This is a genomic window from Hymenobacter swuensis DY53, assembly GCF_000576555.1.
Classification (GTDB): domain Bacteria; phylum Bacteroidota; class Bacteroidia; order Cytophagales; family Hymenobacteraceae; genus Hymenobacter; species Hymenobacter swuensis.
Map to the genome: position 1 here is coordinate 3,711,906 of NZ_CP007145.1, position 16,595 is coordinate 3,728,500.

Below are 16,595 nucleotides of genomic sequence, written 5' to 3' on the forward strand. Positions count from 1 at the left end.
ACACCCCACTGATTCGGTGGGCCTTGTTGCAGCACTGGCTAATACTCTGCTATTTGCTCGTGCACGTAGCACCAGGCCCACTGCTCGCCTGGCTCGGCGGAGGTTACTACCGGGTGGCTGCTGGTCTGAAAATGCCGGGTGGCATGTTTGTTTGTGGAAGAGTCGCAGCACCCAACGTGGCCACACGCCTGGCACACGCGCAGATGCACCCAGGCGTCGCCCAAAGCCACGCATTCAGGACAGACCGGTTCGGCGGGTGGCGGCAGCAGGGTTTCAAGCGCCTGCAGATGGAAACAGAGAGCCATGGTTTCGCGGAGTTTACGTGACCGTAGCAAGTTACTCAGCCAGCACCGTTATGACGCGCAGTACTCCGCTGGTGAGTATTTTCTGGACGGGGCACTTCTCCGAGACAACCTGCAACCGCTGCCGCTGATCCGCCGATAACGGCCCCAACAGCCGCAGCTCCTTATGTATCTCTTCCAGCGTGGTGCCCGGCTGCTCACACTGGTCGCAATCTTCTCGATGTACGCGCTGGTGGCTTAACCGCACTTCAATACCCTCCAGGGGCCATTGTTTTCGGGTGGCGTACAGGCGCAGCGTGATGGCCGTGCAGGCTCCCAGCGCCGAGAGTAGCATGTCATACGGGGTAGGCCCCCGGTCCTCTCCGCCCACCGTTACCGGCTCATCAACTAGCCACGTATGGCGGCCAGCCTGGATATCGGCTGTCAGAGCGGCAGGACCTACTTTTACCAGGATTGCTGGAACAATTATTACCGGGTCCATACGAAAGCGTAACGGGAGAAAGTTCAGTAAACGCAGCCCGACGGTAGTGGTTGTGGCATCGAGCCGGCCTTACTGGCAATTGCCATCCTGCCTATCTTGCCGACTTATTTGCTGTGCTGCCTCGTCCCAGCGCCAGTATATCGAGCCGATTTTCAGTTGTTCCCTATCGTTTCAATGCCTCGTATTCTACGCTTTATAGTTGTCCTGCTATTGTATGCGGGCATATTCCTTGTCTTTACTTGGCCTCTGGCGGGCAATTTTTCTACAGCCTTTCCGGCGGTTCCCGGCCACGATTCCTACCAGTTTTACTGGAACGTCTGGCACTTCCGGGAAGCCGTAACCACCGGGCACAATCCGTTTTTCACCGATTGGCTATTTTACCCTGTCGGCTCGGGACTTATCATGCACGCCTACATTCCCATCATCGGGTTGCTGGCGGTTCTGGTCGGGAACGAGATGCTGGCTATTAACCTGGGGCTGCTGGCCAGCTACGCGCTGTCGGGCACGGGGGCCTACTACCTGGCCCGACGCTGGGTAAAAAACCCAGTGCTGGGTTTGCTGGCCGGTTTCATCTTCGCCTATTCCCCCTACAAGCTCCAGCGGCTGCCCGAGCACTTCAATCTGGTGCTGACCGCCACCGTACCCTTTTACGTGCTGGCGTTTCTGCGCGCGTTTGAGTTTCAGGAAGGCCGGTTTCTGCCGGTAGTACGAAGTTGGGCGGCGGTGCTGGCGTGCGGCCTGCTGGGCATCATCACGTTATTCAGCGATTATTACGTTCTGTTCGGCCTCATTTATTTCTCGCTTCTGTATGCCAGCTGGTACTGGTTGCGCATTGGCCGGCTCAACTGGCGCAACTGGCGCAATTGGCGGACTTGGGCCGTACTGGCGGGCATACTCCTCGTGAGCCACATTGGTATCCGGCTGCTACGCCTGGCCGGCGTGCCCGATACGGGTAAATGGTGGGGAGGCGACGTGGTGGCGTTCCTGCTGCCGCCGGCTACCAGCCGCTGGCTGGATTTTGCCTGGGCTGAGCGCCTGTACAACTCTTCTTTGTTCAACATGCCCGGCTCGATAGAAAATACCCTGTTCATTGGGTATGCGCTGCCGTTGCTAGCTCTTGGCCTCTGGTTGTGGAGGCGCAGGCCCCGCTCGCTCCGCTCCCAGGATGCCCAGGGGAGGCCGTTGATCTGGGTACTTGTCGTGTTTCTGCTCTTCACGGTGCCTACGCTTCGGGTGTATGGCCATGAGCGGCTGAACCTACCCACTTCCCTGCTGCATTTTATTCCCTTCTTCAACAACATCCGGTGCCCTACGCGCTGGATTATGCTGGTGGGCTTACTCCTGCCCATCATCTCCTTTAGTGCTCTGGAAGCGGCCTGGCAAGGCCTGAAACCTGCTTCACGTTATCTGCTCAGCGCGGGGTTGTTTGCCGTGGTAGCCCTGGAGTTCTGGCCGAAACCCTACTACCAGGCAACGGCCGCGTCGGTTCCGGCTTTTTACCGGCAGCTGGCGGCCCGGCCCGGCACCACGTTGGTTCCCATTCCGCTGGGCGTTACGGATGGCAACCGGCAGGCGGGCCACCTGCCCACCGAGCAACTGTTCTATCAGGCATTCCACCGGAAGAAGCTGCCCGGCGGCTACCTCTCACGCGTGAAGCCGGAGCTGTTTCTGGCCCTCCGGCAACAACCCGTCTTGCGGGCCTTACTGCAGGTACAAACGCACCCCGACTCGCTGGGGACGTCGCCAACTCCCGAGCAGATGCGGGCCTTTCTGCAACAGTACAAGCCGGCCGCTTTTGTCATTGATTCTAGCTACCAACACCACCCTGTACGGCCATACCTGCGGCAGTTGCTGCAGCCGTTTGGCTACACAGAGCAGCTGGTAGAGCAGCGGGTGCTTTTTGTGCCATCTCCCAGGTAGTTCAGCGCAGATTACATTATGTGGCCATAGAAAAGGGCCGCCCTTGCTGCAAGCAAGGGCGGCCCTTTTGTTGGGTTGAGTTACCCACAGGCCGTTGGTCAGGCAACCGCCGCGTTACGATTTGGGGGTGTAAGGAAATTTCTTGGAAGCGTTGCGCATCAGGATATTCACCATGCCTTCGGTGGAGCTGCCCACCGAGCCGTTGGCCACGTAGTCGTACTTCCACAGCAGTTTGCCGGCATCCGATTCGTGGATGTTCACGGTGATATTGGCCTGGTTGGTGGCGCCCCAGGCACCTACCAATACGCCCAGCGCCACGGCGGCCCCGTCGCTCATGGGTTTGCTGGTCCGCACGCTGGTGGTCAGCACGGCATCTACACCCAGAATTTTGGCCAGCTCCTGCGGCGAGTGGTTACGCAGCTCCGAAAACGGAATGCCGCTTTCCCGCAGCCGGGAGTTGGTTTGCATAATATCCTGAAACTGGACGGTATAAGCACGCTGGCCGGCGCGGCGCAATAGCCACGAATAGATTTTCTCCTGAAAATCGGAACCGCTTTGCTGCTCTAGGTTACGCAGCTGCTCGGCCGAGGTGTTGCGGGCTTGGTTGGGGCGCAACTGCATGGTAACTGTAGCCGGCAGAATAGCTACCGTTTTGTGCTTGGGAACATAGGCACGGAAATCCTGAGCCATGTAAATGCTCGGGCCGCAGGCCGTCAGCCATACTGCCAGAACGGCAAACGTTAAAAGACGCAGAGTAGAAACTCGCATAAAGAGAAAGTAGGAAGATGAAGAAAATAGGATTCTGCCTGACCGAACCACGGCAATATTACAAATCAGGCAGGATATTTATACTTCCAGACACCTCAACCGCAACCTTTTTCTGCTACAATCCGTAGAGGCCCGGCAAGTCCAGATCAAAGCGGATATCACGCATGCACCGGAAGTGACCCTTGGGGCACTTTTCGTAGCCAATTTTAGAGCACGGCCGGCACGGGAGGTCCGGGACTTCCAGCACCCGGAATTCGGTGCGGTATGGGTACATACCGAACTCCGGCACCGTATTGCCCCACACGCTGATGATTTCCTTCCGGAAGGCGGCGGCTACGTGCATCAGGCCGGTATCGTGGCTCACGACCAGGCCAGCCTGCCGCACCAGGGAGGCTGACTGGTTGAGGTTGAATTTGCCGCAGGCATTGTAAATACTGGTAGCCGGTAGCTTGCTATCGGGAGCCGTTGCAGGAAAGTAATACGGGCTATCCGGAATACGGCCGGGGGCTGGCGGCGAACTGGCAGTACCCTGTTCGAAGGCCAGCTCTACAATGTGGCCGGTACTTTCATCGGTGGGGCCGCCCAATAGCACGATGGGGCGCCGAAGCTGCCCGCACAGTTCAATAATACGCTCCACCGGCAGCCGCTTGGTGGCATGCTGCGCGCCGATGGCAAAGGCCACGTAGCCCCGCTGAAACGCAGGTGGTAGCGTGGCCGAAATATCTACCTCGTCCTGGTCCGGAATAAAGTAGTCAAGTCCCTGATTATCATTTTCCACCCCCAGCGGCGCTGCCGCCGCCAGGTACCGCTCCACAATATGCACAGCGGGCAGCGTATTGATTTTCAGGTTTACCAGCAGCCATTTACGCCAGTTCAGCTTATCGAAGCTGGCTGATTTTACGCCCAGTTGTGCCTTGATAAGTGCCGTACGCAGGTTGTGGTGCAGATCCACCACAAAATCGAACTGCTCCGCCTTCAGTTCCGCCACCAGTTCCGGCAGCGAGCCGGTCAGGCAATGAACTTTATCTACGTACGGGTTCGGTTCCAGCAGGCCCCGGAAGGCCGGTTTGGTGGCAAAATGCACCGCTGCTCCTGGTACCTGCTGCTTTATCCCGCGCACCACGGGCGTCGTCAGCACAATGTCACCGATAGAAGAAAAGCGCAGAACGAGAATTTTCATTGCTGAACATATGGTTTGATGAACTGAAGAATGGATAGACTGATGGATTATTCGTTGCGTCTCAGTTTGCTCATTCAGCAGGCCAACAATTCATCAATTCACTCTTTCAATATTCTCTAGCCAAACAGCGAATCCTTAAACTCCAGCGGGGCCTTGATACTGGCTTTACGCTCGGCAAAGTAGGCGGCTATTTCGTCTACGGATTTCGCGTTAAACGTCATGTCCTTTGTGAGGCCGCCTTTACGTCCCATAAACACCCCGTAGCGCATATCGGCGTAGCCATTGGTGTGGTGTGCATCAGGGTTGATGCTAAGTTGCACGCCCTGGTCGAGGGCGTAGCGCACCCAGCGCCAGTCCAGGTCAAGGCGCCAGGGGTTGGCATTTATTTCGATGATAACCTTATGCTGGGCACAGGCATCAATCACGGCCTTGTGGTTGAGCGGATACCCTTCCCGACGCAGCAGCAAGCGGCCTGTAGGATGGCCCAACATGGTGGTATAGGGATTTTCGATGGCGCGCAACACCCGCGCGGTGGCTTTACGCTCATCCATTTTGAGGTTGGAATGCACTGAGGCCACAATAAAATCGAAGGTTTTGAGCACGGCCGGCGGGTAGTCTAGGGAGCCATCCGACAGAATATCCGACTCGATACCCTTGAAGATGCGGAACGGGGCCAGTTCCTGGTTCAACTCATCAATTTCGCGCTGCTGCTGCCGTACCCGCTCCGGAGGCAGTCCATTGGCATAATGCGCCGCCTGCGAATGGTCACAGATACCGAGGTACTCGTAGCCCTGGTCGCGCAGGAAAGTGGCCATTTCGCGCAGAGTGTGGCTGCCGTCGGAGTAGGTGCTGTGGTTGTGCAGGGAACCGCGCAGGTCGGCGTCTTCCAGCAGGGGCAGCAGCTTGTTCTCCCGGGCCAGGGCCAGCTCGCCCAACCCTTCGCGCAGTTCCGGCTCCACGTACTGCAGGCCGGCCCGCTGGTACAGTGCGGGTTCGGTGGCAAACCGCTCCCGCTTCAGCCACTGGCGCAAAGTGGCAGGCTGGCCGGGTTGCAGCTCCTGCGTCAGAGCCTCGGATAGGTGCGCCTCGGCGGCGGTACTGAGCAGGAACTGATTGGTGAAATCGGGGGCAGCTACCAGTATAATTTCCACCTTCACGCCCGAAGCCGTAGCGGTGCCACGCCACGCAAAGGGGCCGCTACGGCTCGGGTCGGCGGTGAGGCCATCCAGGGTATTGAGCAGCTGATGCACGGCGGCGGGCTGGGTGGCGGCGGCTACCAGCGTTACGGTTTCCACCGTTTCGAGGCGGCGGCGCACTTCCCCCGCTACGGCGGCCTGTTCTACTCCGGGAGTGGCTTCCAGCCGGCTGAGCAGGTCATGCGCCAGTTCTTCGGCCTGCGGGTACAGTAGTTTACCCCGGCTCTGGTCAGTAAAGTCTAGGGCCTCCAGAATAGCCTGCTGAGTTTTCTGGCCGAAGCCCTTGAGTTTACTCACCTCATCATTCTGGGCAGCCTCGCGCAACTGCTCGGGACCTTCAATACCCAACTCCTTCCACAGACTACGGATTTTCTTGGGGCCGATGCCTTTAATGCCCAGCAACTCTATTACCCCGGGCGGCGTGGCCGCCAGTAGGCGCGTCAGCTCCTCAAACGAGCCGGTATCCAGCATTTCGGCCACCTTTGCGGCAGCGGTTTTGCTCAGACCGGTGCGGTCGGGCAGGCCGGTACGGTCCAGGTCGGCCACGGGCACGGAGAGCTGCTCTAGTGCATTGGCTGTGCCTTCGTAGGCCCGGATTTTAAACGGATTCTCCTCGTGCAGCTCCATGAGCTGGGCAGTGAGGCGGAAGGCTCGGATGAGGGCGCGGTTATCCATAAGACAGGCAAAGGTAGGCGGTGCGGCCAACGTGGCCTAAGCTTTCGGGCCGTGGGGCCGTATACAGCCGAAGAGCCGGCTGCTTTTCCGGCTACGCGGTCAATTTGTTTACTTTTAGGTGGCCTGACCAGCCTGGTAATTGACCAGGCGGCGGGTCGCCGGTTTTCCTTCCTACGGCCTGGGCGCAGCGCAGGCTATCATTTCTCTACCCTATGCGTTTGTTCACTTTGTTGTCCTGCCTGAGCGTGCTGCTGCTGGCCGCCACCTGCAACCCCGACCCGAAAGCCACCGCCCAGCTGAAACAGCTGGAACGCACCTGGTTGCACGCCCACGAAGAAGACCAGGGCGACGTGCGTGTGTACCGGCCCAACACGTACGCCTTCCCACCCTCCCGGGGCCGCACCGGCTTCGCCTTCGAGCACAACGGTCTGTTTACCCAGCTCGACATTGCCCCAACCGATGGCATTGAGGGCCGTAAGGGCCGCTGGACCGCCGAAAACGACCATACCCTGCGCATCAGCCTCGACGACAAGAAAGACCCCGATTACAAGCTGGAAGTAGTGTCGCTGGAAAATGAAGTGCTGAAAGTGCGGCGGGTGGAGCTGTAGCGGCTGCGTGCAACGCATTGGCTGGTTGTGGGCTCCTGGCAGTGTAGTCTTCTCCATTCTTTATTCACGTCCATGCGCTACTTCCTATCATCCCTTTTGACATTTCTCTTTCTGCTGACGCTAAATGGCTGCAAGCAGGACGCCGATGTTGTGGCGCCGGAAGCACTGTTCGGCAAAGACTGGTACAATACCCGTCAGCAACCCGACGGCGCCGGTTTCTTCATCTATAAGGTACAGGGCACCTACACGCCGCAGGGTGGCTGGGGTATTGATGGGTTTCGACTGGAGAAAGACGGCGCATTCGTGCTCCACACGCAGGGCCCGGCCGATGGCCCACTAGACATTACCGGCTCTTGGAAGCCGGAAGGGGCCAGCAACTACCGCATCAGTCTCACCAATGGTCAGCCATCTTACCTACTCACCATCGAACTGGTAAACGATACTACCCTGCGCGCTCGGCAAAACTAGCTTTCCGGATTCTTCGCCCGGGAAAATTGCCCGAATAAAAAATGGTGGGTTTCCTGTTGCGGCTGCCCAACTTGCAGTCCGAAACAGCAACCTCACCATTTTTCTTTTCTGCGTTTTGAACTACTGGCTCGTTAAATCAGAACCGGCGGCATACTCCTGGGACACGTTTGTGCGCGACAATGGTACCGACTGGACCGGCGTGCGCAACTTTCAGGCCCGCAACTTTCTGCAGCAGATGCAGCCCGGCGACTTAGTTCTCTATTACCACAGCGTAACCGACAAACAGGTAGTAGGCATTGCCGAAGTAGCTGCCCCCGCCGCGCCCGATGCTACTGCCGAAGCGGGCAGCACCTGGGTAGCCGTTCACCTCAAACCGCAGCAGCCGCTGGCCCGGCCCGTTTCCCTCGCCCAGATTAAGCAGGACGTCCGCCTCAGCCAGATTGGCCTGCTGCGGCAGTCCCGCTTGTCGGTGATGGCCCTGAAGCCGGAGGAGTTCGATGTCTTGCTGGAGTTAGGCAGCTAAGCCCTGCTCCACCCTTTTCTGCGCGGCCTACCCTATTATTTTAGGGTGGGCCGTGTGCATTTCAGGCCCGGCTGGCATCTTATTTCCGGCGGACCTTGTTAGGTGATGCGCGCCTTTCGCCGTATCTTCCTAATGCACAGCGTGGCCTGGCATTTTTGGCTTGTGTTATGAAACAACTATACCTGTTTTTGGGCTTTCTGCTGAGTATTTCGATGGGTTGGGCCCAAAAAGCCACCTCGCCCAAATTTCCCGTTGAGCCCCGGCAGCCGGCCCGCGCCGAGCTGCTGCTGGAAGCGTACAGCAGTGACGTGCAGGTGCAGCCCCTGCTCGAAGACAGCAGTCTGGTATTGCTGGTGGAGCGTGACCCTATTCTGAGTGGCAAATCGGAATATTATTTCCAGAAGTTTAACCATGACCTGCAGCCTATCCGCCGGGCCGATATTCCGGTGCCGCGCGGATATGATTTTCAGAGTCTCTGCTCTGAGGGCACCGATGTTTATGCCATTTTCAGTGGCGTTGATCCGGGCACCCTTTGGGTTGCTGCCTTCGATTCACGGACGGGTGAGTTGGGTACCGGCGAGTTTAAAACCAAGCGCACCCGGGGAATTCATGAGTTGAAGGCCTTGGATGGTAAGCTGTTTGTAACGGTGGAAGTGGACCAGCACCTGACGATTCTGCTGCTGGATCTGCACACGGCCAAATTCCAGTTTCTGCCTTCCGTTTACGAGCCGCTGCCTACCCGTTTCACCTTCCTGGCCGATTCCGTTACCAAACGCGCCGAGCTGATCCTGAGCGAAACCAACGGCTTTAAGTCACGGCTGCAACTTAAGCAGCTCTCCGATGACGGCCGCCTCATACGCTCCGAATTTGTACAGGCCAGCAGTGAGCGGGGCCTGCTGGACGCGCAACTCAGCCCCGGCGACAGCGCCGCCCGCCTGCTGGCCGGCACCTACACCCTGCGTGACTCCCGCTATTCCCAGGGCCTTTTTGCTTCTGATCTTACCGCTGGCGTAACCTCCACCGGCCAGCGCCGCTCCTTACGGTACTACGACTTTCTGAACCTGAAGCACTTTTTTGATTTCATGAAGCCGGCCAAAGTAGCGCGCATGCGGCAGCGCAGTGAGCGGCTACGGGCTTCCGACCGGCAGTTCCGCCACCGCTACCAGCTGCTCATGCACGATATGGTGGCGACTTCCGAGGGCTTCGTGCTGGTATCGGAGGTGTACTATCCGCGCTACAATAATTCCAACCTCAACTATGGGAACCTGGGCAGCCTGGCCAATTACGGCTATGGGGGCTTCGGCTATCCTTCGCGCTACAACAACTTTTACAACAACCGTCGGGCTTCCGAGGGCTTCCGCACCACGCATGCGCTTATCTGTGGGTTTGACCGGCAAGGAAATCTACTCTGGGACAATTCTTTTCTATTGAAGGAAATTGAGCACTTACAGTTGCAGGAAACCGTGCGGATGCGTCCTCTTTCCGATGGCCGCCGCATGGCTATGGCCTATCTGAAAGACGATGAATTTCACTACAAAGTGGTAGATCAGGCCGCTTCTGCCCCCAACGACTGGCAGGTCACGCTCCGGCCCGCTGACCCTACGGCGAAAACCAACGACACCTCACAGGAGCATTTGCTCACGTGGTACGGCGGGCGGTTCCTGGCCTGCGGCTACCAGCACGTACGCCCCGAGAAAGGCCCCGGCCGCGACGTCTTCTTTCTGAATGTGCTGGAGTTCTGAGGTGAGGAACTGATATCATTGCGAGGCATGAGGCGCATCAAGCCAGTATCCGAACCAATCCTTCCTTCATGAAATGCATAGCGGTGATAAGTAGAAAGCCCCTGACGACCATGCTGGTGTCAGGAGCTTTCTGCTTGTCAAGGTATTTTACCCTGAAAAGAAAGGATTGCTTCGGCTCTGCCTCGCAATAACCTTCGCACCACTTTTAATTCGTGCCGCTGATAACGCTGGGCAGCACTTTGCTGAGCTGAGCTACCTGCTCGCGGGTAAAGTTACCGGCCACTGAAACCAATACAAACGAATCGGTGGAGCCCTGGGTACCTACCGCTACAAACTCCGAGACTTTGCCGCCCTGTTCCCGCACTGAGTAGCGCATCTGGTTGGGGCCTTCGGCCGTGGTAACGGCAAGCGGCGTGTACCGCTCATTGGCCAGCAGCCCATCCACTTCCTTGTTCAGCCCTTCCGCTACTAGGTCGCGGGCGTTGCCGGTGGTGGGCGTAAAGGTGAGGATGCGGGCCGTCCGGATGGAGGTCAGAGCCTCGCTGATGTCGCTGCCGCCGCCCAGTTTGGCAATGCGGCCCAGTACGAAGCGAGTACCCAGGCCGGCATTCCAGTCGGTAGCCTTGAAGCCTGAGCGGTTCTCGTACTTGTTGAAGAACTCGGCAACGGTGCGGGCGGGGTTGCCCGGACCACCGGCGCGGCAGCCAGCCAGCAACAGTAAACCGAAAGCCAGCAGGAAAGAAAAGTGACGTAGTTTCATATGGAACAGAAAAAAGGAGTGAGTAAAAGCCTGTACGCAACCCCGCCGCAACCGTTCTGCTAAAGCGGGCGGGCAATGCCGGACGGCGTAAAAAAAGCGGCGCACCAATTGGCGCGCCGCTTTTCTGGTGATTACTTCCCGGCCTTAAGGCTGGGGAGCGTTGGGAATGAAGAACTCAAACTTGAATTCTACCCGACGGTTCTGCGACATCCCGGCGGCCGAAGTGTTCGGAGCAGAAGGCTCCGATTCGCCACGACCTTCCGTTACGATGCGGGCAGGGTCAACCTGCTTGCCGGTGAAGTAACGCTTCACCGAGCCGGCGCGGCGCTCCGACAGAGCTTGGTTGTACTCATCAGTACCGCGCGAATCCGCGTGGCCAATAATGCGCAGGCTGTATTCGGGGTGGTCTTTCAGCGCCTTGGTCATTTTATCGAGCGTGCCATACGAGGTGCGTTTAATAACGGTACTGTTGGTTTCGAAGCGGATGGGCTGCTCGAGTTTCCGTACGCCCGGATCAATTTCCATGGGGCAGCCGTTAGCGTCTACCTTGGCACCTTTGGGGGTATCGGGGCACTTATCGGCCGCGTCCGGAATACCGTCACCATCGGCGTCAACTACCAGCGGGCAACCGTTGGCATCAACCTGCGTGCCGGCAGGCGTTGCGGGGCACTTGTCGTTTTTGTCTGCTACGCCGTCACCATCGGCGTCGGGGCAGCCGCGCAGGGCGGGCAGGCCGGCTTCGTCGGGGCAGTCGTCGTTTTTGTCGGCTACGCCGTCATTGTCTTTATCAGGGCAACCCTGCATGGCGGCGGTACCGGCTTCAGTGGGGCACTGATCCTGGTAATCCGGCACGCCGTCTTTGTCGCCATCGAGGGGGCAGCCGTTTTCATCCACAGCCACGCCGCTGGGCGTATCGGGGCATTTGTCTTTGCGGTCGGGTACGCCGTCACCATCGGTGTCCTTGGCTTTGCCCAGGGCAATATTCAGGCCCACAGTGTGCTGCAGGAACCGGTCATCGAACTTGTTATCGTCCCGCGCCGGGTCGCCATCAATGTTGGCGTTCAGCGGGATGTGCTGGCCGGTCTGCACGAACAGGGTTACAGCATCTCCCAGACGGAAGTCAATGCCAGCGGCCCCGAACAGGTCGAAATGGTTTTTGTCCTCATCCTGGTTGGTGGAGGTTCCATTGCGGTTGATGGTGGCTTCGCGGCTCATGTAGGTGAGGCCGGGAGCAGCCAGCAAGTAGGGGCGGATCCGCGACTCCTCTTTGAACGCCTTGAATTTCAGACCTAGGTTCACGTTCACCACGTTGGTAGCGAAGTTGCTGCCGAAATACGGGGCACTGTTCGGGGCCGTCTGCTTGAACTCTACGTAGTTGCCGCTCAGCTGCACGTCCAAGCCCTTCGAAATGTAGCGGCTGAAGGTGATGCCGGGGGCATACTTGTTCTCGCCGAACTTCCAGTAGTCGGAGCCGAAGTTGCCCTTGTACTGCATGGCGCTTACGTTGAGGCCAATGGCCGTCTTCCGGTCGGCCGTCTGGGCCTGAGCCCGCGGAGCTGCCGCCAGAAGCGTCAGACCCAGGGCCGTTGAGGTTGCTAAAAGGTGTCTCATAGAGCGAAAGTAGGTGGAACAGATGGCACAAAAAGCACTGCGGCAGCAGCGTAGCACTACCGGTCAGGTTACCGGCCTATACCGCTCCAGCCAAAATAAAGTTGTGACAGCTCTACTTTACGGAACTTTTTTCGCACTGGTTCATACTGGTAAAATCTACATATTCAATAATTTATATACAGCCGCAAGCTTCGGCACTTCGGGTGTGTAAGCCTGCCCGATTGACCTCAGTCAGCCGTTGTCGGCTCAGACAAAAAAAATGGCAAAAGCCCGTTGTTCCGGTCGGAAAAACGGGCTTTTACAGCTCAGTTTATTTTGGTATAGCCTTACCGCTTCATCAGTCGCTCGATGTCGGCGGCTTCCAGCGGGATATTCTTCATTAGGTCGTCGTTGCCGGTTTTGGTGATGAGGATGTCGTTTTCCAGCCGGATGCCCAATCCTTCCTCCCGGATATAGATACCCGGCTCGCAGGTGTACACCATGCCTGGCTCAAAGGTGCGGTACTTGTAGCCCACATCGTGCACATCAAGGCCCAGGTAATGGCTGGTGCCGTGCATGAAGTACTTTTTGTAGAGCGGCGCGGCGGGGTCCTGGTTTTTCACGTCCTGCGCATTCAGCAAATCCAGCTTAATGAGTTCTTGCTCCATCTGGCGGCCCACGGCGGCGTGGTACTCCTCAATGTTGCCGCCGGGCACCAGGCGGGCGGTGGCAAACTTCATTACGCTGAGCACGGCTTCGTACACGGCGCGTTGGCGCTTGGTGAAGGTGCCATTCACGGGGATGGAGCGCGACAGGTCGGCGGCGTAGTTGGCGTACTCCGCGCCGAAGTCCATCAGCAGCACGTCGCCGTCCCGGCACTCCCGGTCGTTGCTGACGTAGTGCAGAATACACGCGTTAGCCCCGCTGGCAATGATGCTGCCATAGGCCGGCCCCCGGGAGGCGTTGCGCAGAAACTCGTGGAAGATTTCGGCCTCGATTTCGTACTCCATTACGCCCGGCTTCACGAAGCCCAGCAGGCGGCGGAAGGCCTTTTCAGTGATGTCAGCAGCCTTCTGCATCAACCGAATTTCCTCGGGGCTCTTGACGGCGCGCAACTGGTGCATGATACGGGCCACGCGGCGGTACTGATGCAACGGGTAGGCCTCTTTAATCCATTTGATAAAGCGGGCGTCGCGGGTTTCTACCTCCACCGTGGAGCGGATGTGCTCGTTGGAGTTGAGGTACACGTTTTCGGCCTCATTCATCAGGGCCGGCAGCACGCTCTTGAACGATTCCAGCCACATAATGGTGGGAATACCCGACTGCTCGCGGGCCTGCTCCTTGGTGAGCTTGTAGCCTTCCCACACCAGAATGTGCTCGGAGGTTTCCTTCAAAAACAGAATTTCTCGGTACTGAGGCAGTACGGCATCCGGAAAAATCACCAGAATGCTTTCTTCCTGGTCGGCGCCGGAGAGGTAGAACAAGTCGTTGTTCTGGCGGAACGCCATGGTACCGTCGGCGTTGGTCGGCATCACGTCGTTGGAGTGGAAGATGGCCAACGAGGCGGGCGGCAGCTGCTCGCGGAAGCGGCGGCGGTTTTCGGTAAACAGGTCGGGCGAAATAGAGCCGTAGCGCATGGGCGGAAAGAAAGGTGAAGTGGCACAAACGGAAGCTGCCGGAGCGGCTGGGCCAAGTTAGGCAGAAGCGCGCGGCTTCCGGGTACCGGCTTTGTCCCATCACTGCGCCACCGCCGCCGTTTCCGGACGAGTAATTAGACGAAAAAATGGTAGGGGTGCGCTGAACAGGTATCTTTGCAACCTGATATTGCACTATGCCAGAACCAGCTGCCCCACCCGCCATCCTGCTCATTCAGACTGCTTTCATTGGCGACGTGATTCTGGCCACGGCGCTACTGGAGTTTCTGCACCGCACGGAGCCCGATACGCCGGTAGATTTTCTGGTACGCAAAGGCAACGAAGGCCTAGTGCAGGGCCATCCGCATGTACGCCGGGTGCTGGTATGGGATAAGAAAACTAACAAATACGGCGGCCTCTGGCAGCTGCTCCAGCAAATCAGGCATACGAACTACGGCCGGGTGGTGACGCTGCAACGGTTTGCCTCTACTGGCCTACTCACGGCTTTTTCGGGTGCGCCCGAGCGGATTGGGTTTGACAAAAACCCGCTTTCGTTCCGGTTTACGCGGGCCATTCCGCACGTTATCGGGGCGGGGGTACACGAGGTGTCGCGCAACCTGCATCTGCTCGACCCGGCGTACGAGGGGCCGGTGGTGCCGCCCCGCCTCTACCCCACTCCCGCCGATGAAGCCACCGCCGCGCCCTACGCCACCGTGGGTCCCTATATCTGTATTGCGCCTACCTCGGTATGGTTTACCAAGCAGTTTCCGGAAGAAGAATGGCTGAAGCTGCTGACTGCACTGCCCCCCCAGTACACCGTGTACCTACTGGGCGGCCCGCCCGATACGGCCGCCTGCCAGCAGTTGTTGGAGCGTACCCCACGGCCGGGCGTGGTGAACCTGTCGGGCACACTCTCGCTGCTGGCTTCGGCGGCCCTTATGCGCGGGGCGGTGCTCAACTACGTCAACGACTCCGCTCCGATGCACCTGTGTTCGGCTGTGGGCGCGCCGGTGTGCGCGGTGTATTGCTCCACGGTACCGTTTTTCGGGTTTGGGCCGCTGAGTCCGTTTTCGCGCATTGTGGAAATCGAGGAGGACTTGGAATGTCGGCCCTGCGGCTTGCACGGCTACAAAGCCTGCCCCCTGGGTCACTTCCGCTGTGCCCATGGCATCCGCACCCAGCAATTGCTGGCCGTGCTGGCCGAGGCAGAGGTAGGGTATGAGGGGTTGAGAGTAGGCGGGTAGGAATTGCTCCTGATGTGAGGAAGGGTTAGATGAGGATGGCGACTTTTCATCTGATGCAGATAAAAAATTCATTCTGCCAGGCGGAGAAAAGCAACTCTTACCCGCCTACCCTCCTACCTTCATCCCCTGCCCACCGCGTACCTTTGCAACTACATGCCACCCTGCGTGGTTATATCGGGCCGGGGCCGGGACTGGCCGTTGCAAGCAGGTTCCTGAAGCCCCCACGACCCCAAGACCCTACCAAATGTCTGATTACGACCTGTACGAGTTGCCCAACGGCATCCGGGTTCTGCATAAACAAGTTCTGCACACCAAAATTGCGCATTGCGGCTTCCTGCTGGATATCGGTTCCCGCGACGAGAAACCGCACCAGCAGGGTCTGGCGCACTTCTGGGAGCATATGGCCTTCAAGGGCACCGAGAAGCGTAAGAGCTTCCACATCCTCAACCGCCTCGAAACCGTGGGCGGCGAGCTTAACGCCTATACCACCAAGGAAAAAATCTGCTTTTACGCCTCCCTGCTCAGCACCCATTTCGAGCGGGCCTTTGAGCTGCTGACGGACCTAACCTTCAACTCCACCTTCCCCGAGAAGGAGATTGAGAAGGAGCGCGGCGTGATTTTGGAGGAAATGGCCATGTACCACGATGCCCCCGAGGACGCCATCATCGACGACTTCGACGACGTGGTATTTGCCCGCCACTCCCTGGGTCACAACATCCTAGGCACCCGCGAGAGTGTATCGGGCTTCCAGCAGGCCGATTTCTACCAGTTCCTGCAGGAAAACGTGCGTACCGACCGGCTGGTGTTCAGCTCGGTGAGCAACCTGCCATTCAAAGAGGTGAAGCGGCTGGCCGATAAGTTTCTGGCCCCGCTACCGGCCCGGCTGGGCGCGCGGCCCCGGCTCTCGTTCAGCGGCTACCAGCGGCTAGAGCGGCTGGAGCACAAACCCATTACCCAGGCACATTGCCTGATTGGCGGCCCGGCCTACGCGCTGCACGATGAGCGGCGGATTCCGTTTTTCCTGCTGAGCAACCTGCTGGGCGGCCCCGGCATGAACTCCCGCCTCAACTTGGCCGTGCGCGAGAAATACGGACTGGTGTACACCATCGACGCCACCTACTCGCCCTACACCGATACGGGGCTATTCGGCATCTACTTCGGCACCGAGAAGAAGCAGGTAAACCGCACCGTTTCCTTGGTACAGAAGGAACTGAAGAAGCTGCGCGAGCAGACCCTGGGCACTTCTCAACTGCACACTTCCAAGGAGCAGCTGATGGGCCAGCTGGCTATGGCCGAGGAAAGCAACGGCGGCCTGATGCAGCTACTGGCCAAAAGCACCCTCGACATTGGCCGGGTGGAAAGCATCAACGAAATCTTCGAGCAGGTGCGCCGCATCACCGCCCCCCAACTGCTGGAGCTGGCCAACGAAATCCTGACCGACGAAAACCTAAGCGTACTGCAGTACGTGCCGGAGGATAAGGTAAAAAAGGTAAAATAGCGCCTG

15 protein-coding genes are annotated in these 16,595 nt (G+C 58.4%); 7 read left to right on the plus strand and 8 right to left on the minus strand.

Annotated features, from left to right (window positions below; translation table 11 throughout):
- Positions 1–38: 38 nt before the first annotated feature.
- Positions 39–305, minus strand: a complete 267-nt coding sequence (locus HSW_RS23585; protein ID WP_071883137.1) for a UBP-type zinc finger domain-containing protein — start codon at positions 303–305, stop codon at positions 39–41.
- Between the two features lie 31 nt (positions 306–336).
- A complete protein-coding gene (locus tag HSW_RS17165; protein WP_044002979.1) occupies positions 337–783 on the minus strand; it encodes an OsmC family protein in 447 nt (148 codons plus the stop codon).
- A gap of 174 nt (positions 784–957) precedes the next feature.
- Between HSW_RS17165 and HSW_RS17170 the strand changes: the two genes are divergently transcribed.
- On the plus strand, positions 958–2,703 hold the full coding sequence (locus tag HSW_RS17170) for a hypothetical protein (protein ID WP_155833022.1): 1,746 nt from the start codon (positions 958–960) through the stop codon (positions 2,701–2,703).
- A 114-nt stretch (positions 2,704–2,817) separates the two neighbouring features.
- Here the strand turns inward: HSW_RS17170 and HSW_RS17175 are convergent, their stop codons facing one another.
- From HSW_RS17175 to HSW_RS17185, 3 genes are all read right to left on the minus strand, one after another.
- Positions 2,818–3,471, minus strand: coding sequence for a hypothetical protein (locus HSW_RS17175; protein WP_044002981.1), 654 nt, complete (start codon positions 3,469–3,471; stop codon positions 2,818–2,820).
- A 115-nt stretch (positions 3,472–3,586) separates the two neighbouring features.
- Entirely contained in the window at positions 3,587–4,651 is a 1,065-nt protein-coding gene (locus HSW_RS17180; RefSeq protein ID WP_044002982.1) for a glycosyltransferase family 9 protein, read from the minus strand.
- A 116-nt stretch (positions 4,652–4,767) separates the two neighbouring features.
- A complete protein-coding gene (locus HSW_RS17185; RefSeq protein ID WP_044002983.1) occupies positions 4,768–6,522 on the minus strand; it encodes a helix-hairpin-helix domain-containing protein in 1,755 nt (584 codons plus the stop codon).
- 212 nt (positions 6,523–6,734) lie between these two features.
- On the opposite strand from HSW_RS17185, the gene HSW_RS17190 reads away from it, so the two are divergent.
- The 4 genes from HSW_RS17190 to HSW_RS17205 all read left to right on the plus strand — a co-directional run bounded on the left by HSW_RS17190 (position 6,735) and on the right by HSW_RS17205 (position 9,863).
- Positions 6,735–7,130, plus strand: a complete 396-nt coding sequence (locus HSW_RS17190; protein ID WP_044002984.1) for a hypothetical protein — start codon at positions 6,735–6,737, stop codon at positions 7,128–7,130.
- 96 nt (positions 7,131–7,226) lie between these two features.
- Entirely contained in the window at positions 7,227–7,598 is a 372-nt protein-coding gene (locus HSW_RS17195; protein WP_044002985.1) for a hypothetical protein, read from the plus strand.
- Positions 7,599–7,713: 115 nt separating this feature from the next.
- Complete coding sequence (locus HSW_RS17200; protein WP_044002986.1) at positions 7,714–8,121, plus strand: EVE domain-containing protein; 408 nt, start codon at positions 7,714–7,716, stop codon at positions 8,119–8,121.
- A 167-nt stretch (positions 8,122–8,288) separates the two neighbouring features.
- On the plus strand, positions 8,289–9,863 hold the full coding sequence (locus HSW_RS17205) for a hypothetical protein (protein WP_044002987.1): 1,575 nt from the start codon (positions 8,289–8,291) through the stop codon (positions 9,861–9,863).
- Positions 9,864–10,068: 205 nt separating this feature from the next.
- Here the strand turns inward: HSW_RS17205 and HSW_RS17210 are convergent, their stop codons facing one another.
- The 3 genes from HSW_RS17210 to HSW_RS17220 all read right to left on the minus strand — a co-directional run bounded on the left by HSW_RS17210 (position 10,069) and on the right by HSW_RS17220 (position 13,850).
- Positions 10,069–10,623 (minus strand): DUF4252 domain-containing protein, encoded by a 555-nt coding sequence (locus HSW_RS17210; protein WP_044002988.1) that lies wholly within the window; start codon positions 10,621–10,623, stop codon positions 10,069–10,071.
- A gap of 144 nt (positions 10,624–10,767) precedes the next feature.
- Positions 10,768–12,234 (minus strand): OmpA family protein, encoded by a 1,467-nt coding sequence (locus HSW_RS25105; protein ID WP_052346562.1) that lies wholly within the window; start codon positions 12,232–12,234, stop codon positions 10,768–10,770.
- A 326-nt stretch (positions 12,235–12,560) separates the two neighbouring features.
- Entirely contained in the window at positions 12,561–13,850 is a 1,290-nt protein-coding gene (locus HSW_RS17220; protein WP_044002989.1) for an aminopeptidase P N-terminal domain-containing protein, read from the minus strand.
- 194 nt (positions 13,851–14,044) lie between these two features.
- Between HSW_RS17220 and HSW_RS17225 the strand changes: the two genes are divergently transcribed.
- A complete protein-coding gene (locus HSW_RS17225; protein ID WP_052346563.1) occupies positions 14,045–15,091 on the plus strand; it encodes a glycosyltransferase family 9 protein in 1,047 nt (348 codons plus the stop codon).
- Between the two features lie 244 nt (positions 15,092–15,335).
- Positions 15,336–16,589, plus strand: a complete 1,254-nt coding sequence (locus HSW_RS17230) for a M16 family metallopeptidase (protein WP_044002990.1) — start codon at positions 15,336–15,338, stop codon at positions 16,587–16,589.
- Positions 16,590–16,595: the final 6 nt, after the last annotated feature.

Excerpts from the sequence above, each read along its gene's own strand:
- HSW_RS17205 (WP_044002987.1), top strand. The coding sequence starts at position 8,289 with ATGAAACAACTATACCTGTTTTTGGGCTTTCTGCTGAGTATTTCGATG.
- HSW_RS17175 (WP_044002981.1), bottom strand. The coding sequence starts at position 3,471 with ATGCGAGTTTCTACTCTGCGTCTTTTAACGTTTGCCGTTCTGGCAGTA.
- HSW_RS17220 (WP_044002989.1), bottom strand. The coding sequence starts at position 13,850 with ATGCGCTACGGCTCTATTTCGCCCGACCTGTTTACCGAAAACCGCCGC.
- HSW_RS17165 (WP_044002979.1), bottom strand. The coding sequence starts at position 783 with ATGGACCCGGTAATAATTGTTCCAGCAATCCTGGTAAAAGTAGGTCCT.
- HSW_RS17230 (WP_044002990.1), top strand. The coding sequence starts at position 15,336 with ATGTCTGATTACGACCTGTACGAGTTGCCCAACGGCATCCGGGTTCTG.
- HSW_RS17210 (WP_044002988.1), bottom strand. The coding sequence starts at position 10,623 with ATGAAACTACGTCACTTTTCTTTCCTGCTGGCTTTCGGTTTACTGTTG.
- HSW_RS17170 (WP_155833022.1), top strand. The coding sequence starts at position 958 with ATGCCTCGTATTCTACGCTTTATAGTTGTCCTGCTATTGTATGCGGGC.
- HSW_RS25105 (WP_052346562.1), bottom strand. The coding sequence starts at position 12,234 with ATGAGACACCTTTTAGCAACCTCAACGGCCCTGGGTCTGACGCTTCTG.
- HSW_RS23585 (WP_071883137.1), bottom strand. The coding sequence starts at position 305 with ATGGCTCTCTGTTTCCATCTGCAGGCGCTTGAAACCCTGCTGCCGCCA.
- HSW_RS17190 (WP_044002984.1), top strand. The coding sequence starts at position 6,735 with ATGCGTTTGTTCACTTTGTTGTCCTGCCTGAGCGTGCTGCTGCTGGCC.
- HSW_RS17185 (WP_044002983.1), bottom strand. The coding sequence starts at position 6,522 with ATGGATAACCGCGCCCTCATCCGAGCCTTCCGCCTCACTGCCCAGCTC.
- HSW_RS17180 (WP_044002982.1), bottom strand. The coding sequence starts at position 4,651 with ATGAAAATTCTCGTTCTGCGCTTTTCTTCTATCGGTGACATTGTGCTG.
- HSW_RS17225 (WP_052346563.1), top strand. The coding sequence starts at position 14,045 with ATGCCAGAACCAGCTGCCCCACCCGCCATCCTGCTCATTCAGACTGCT.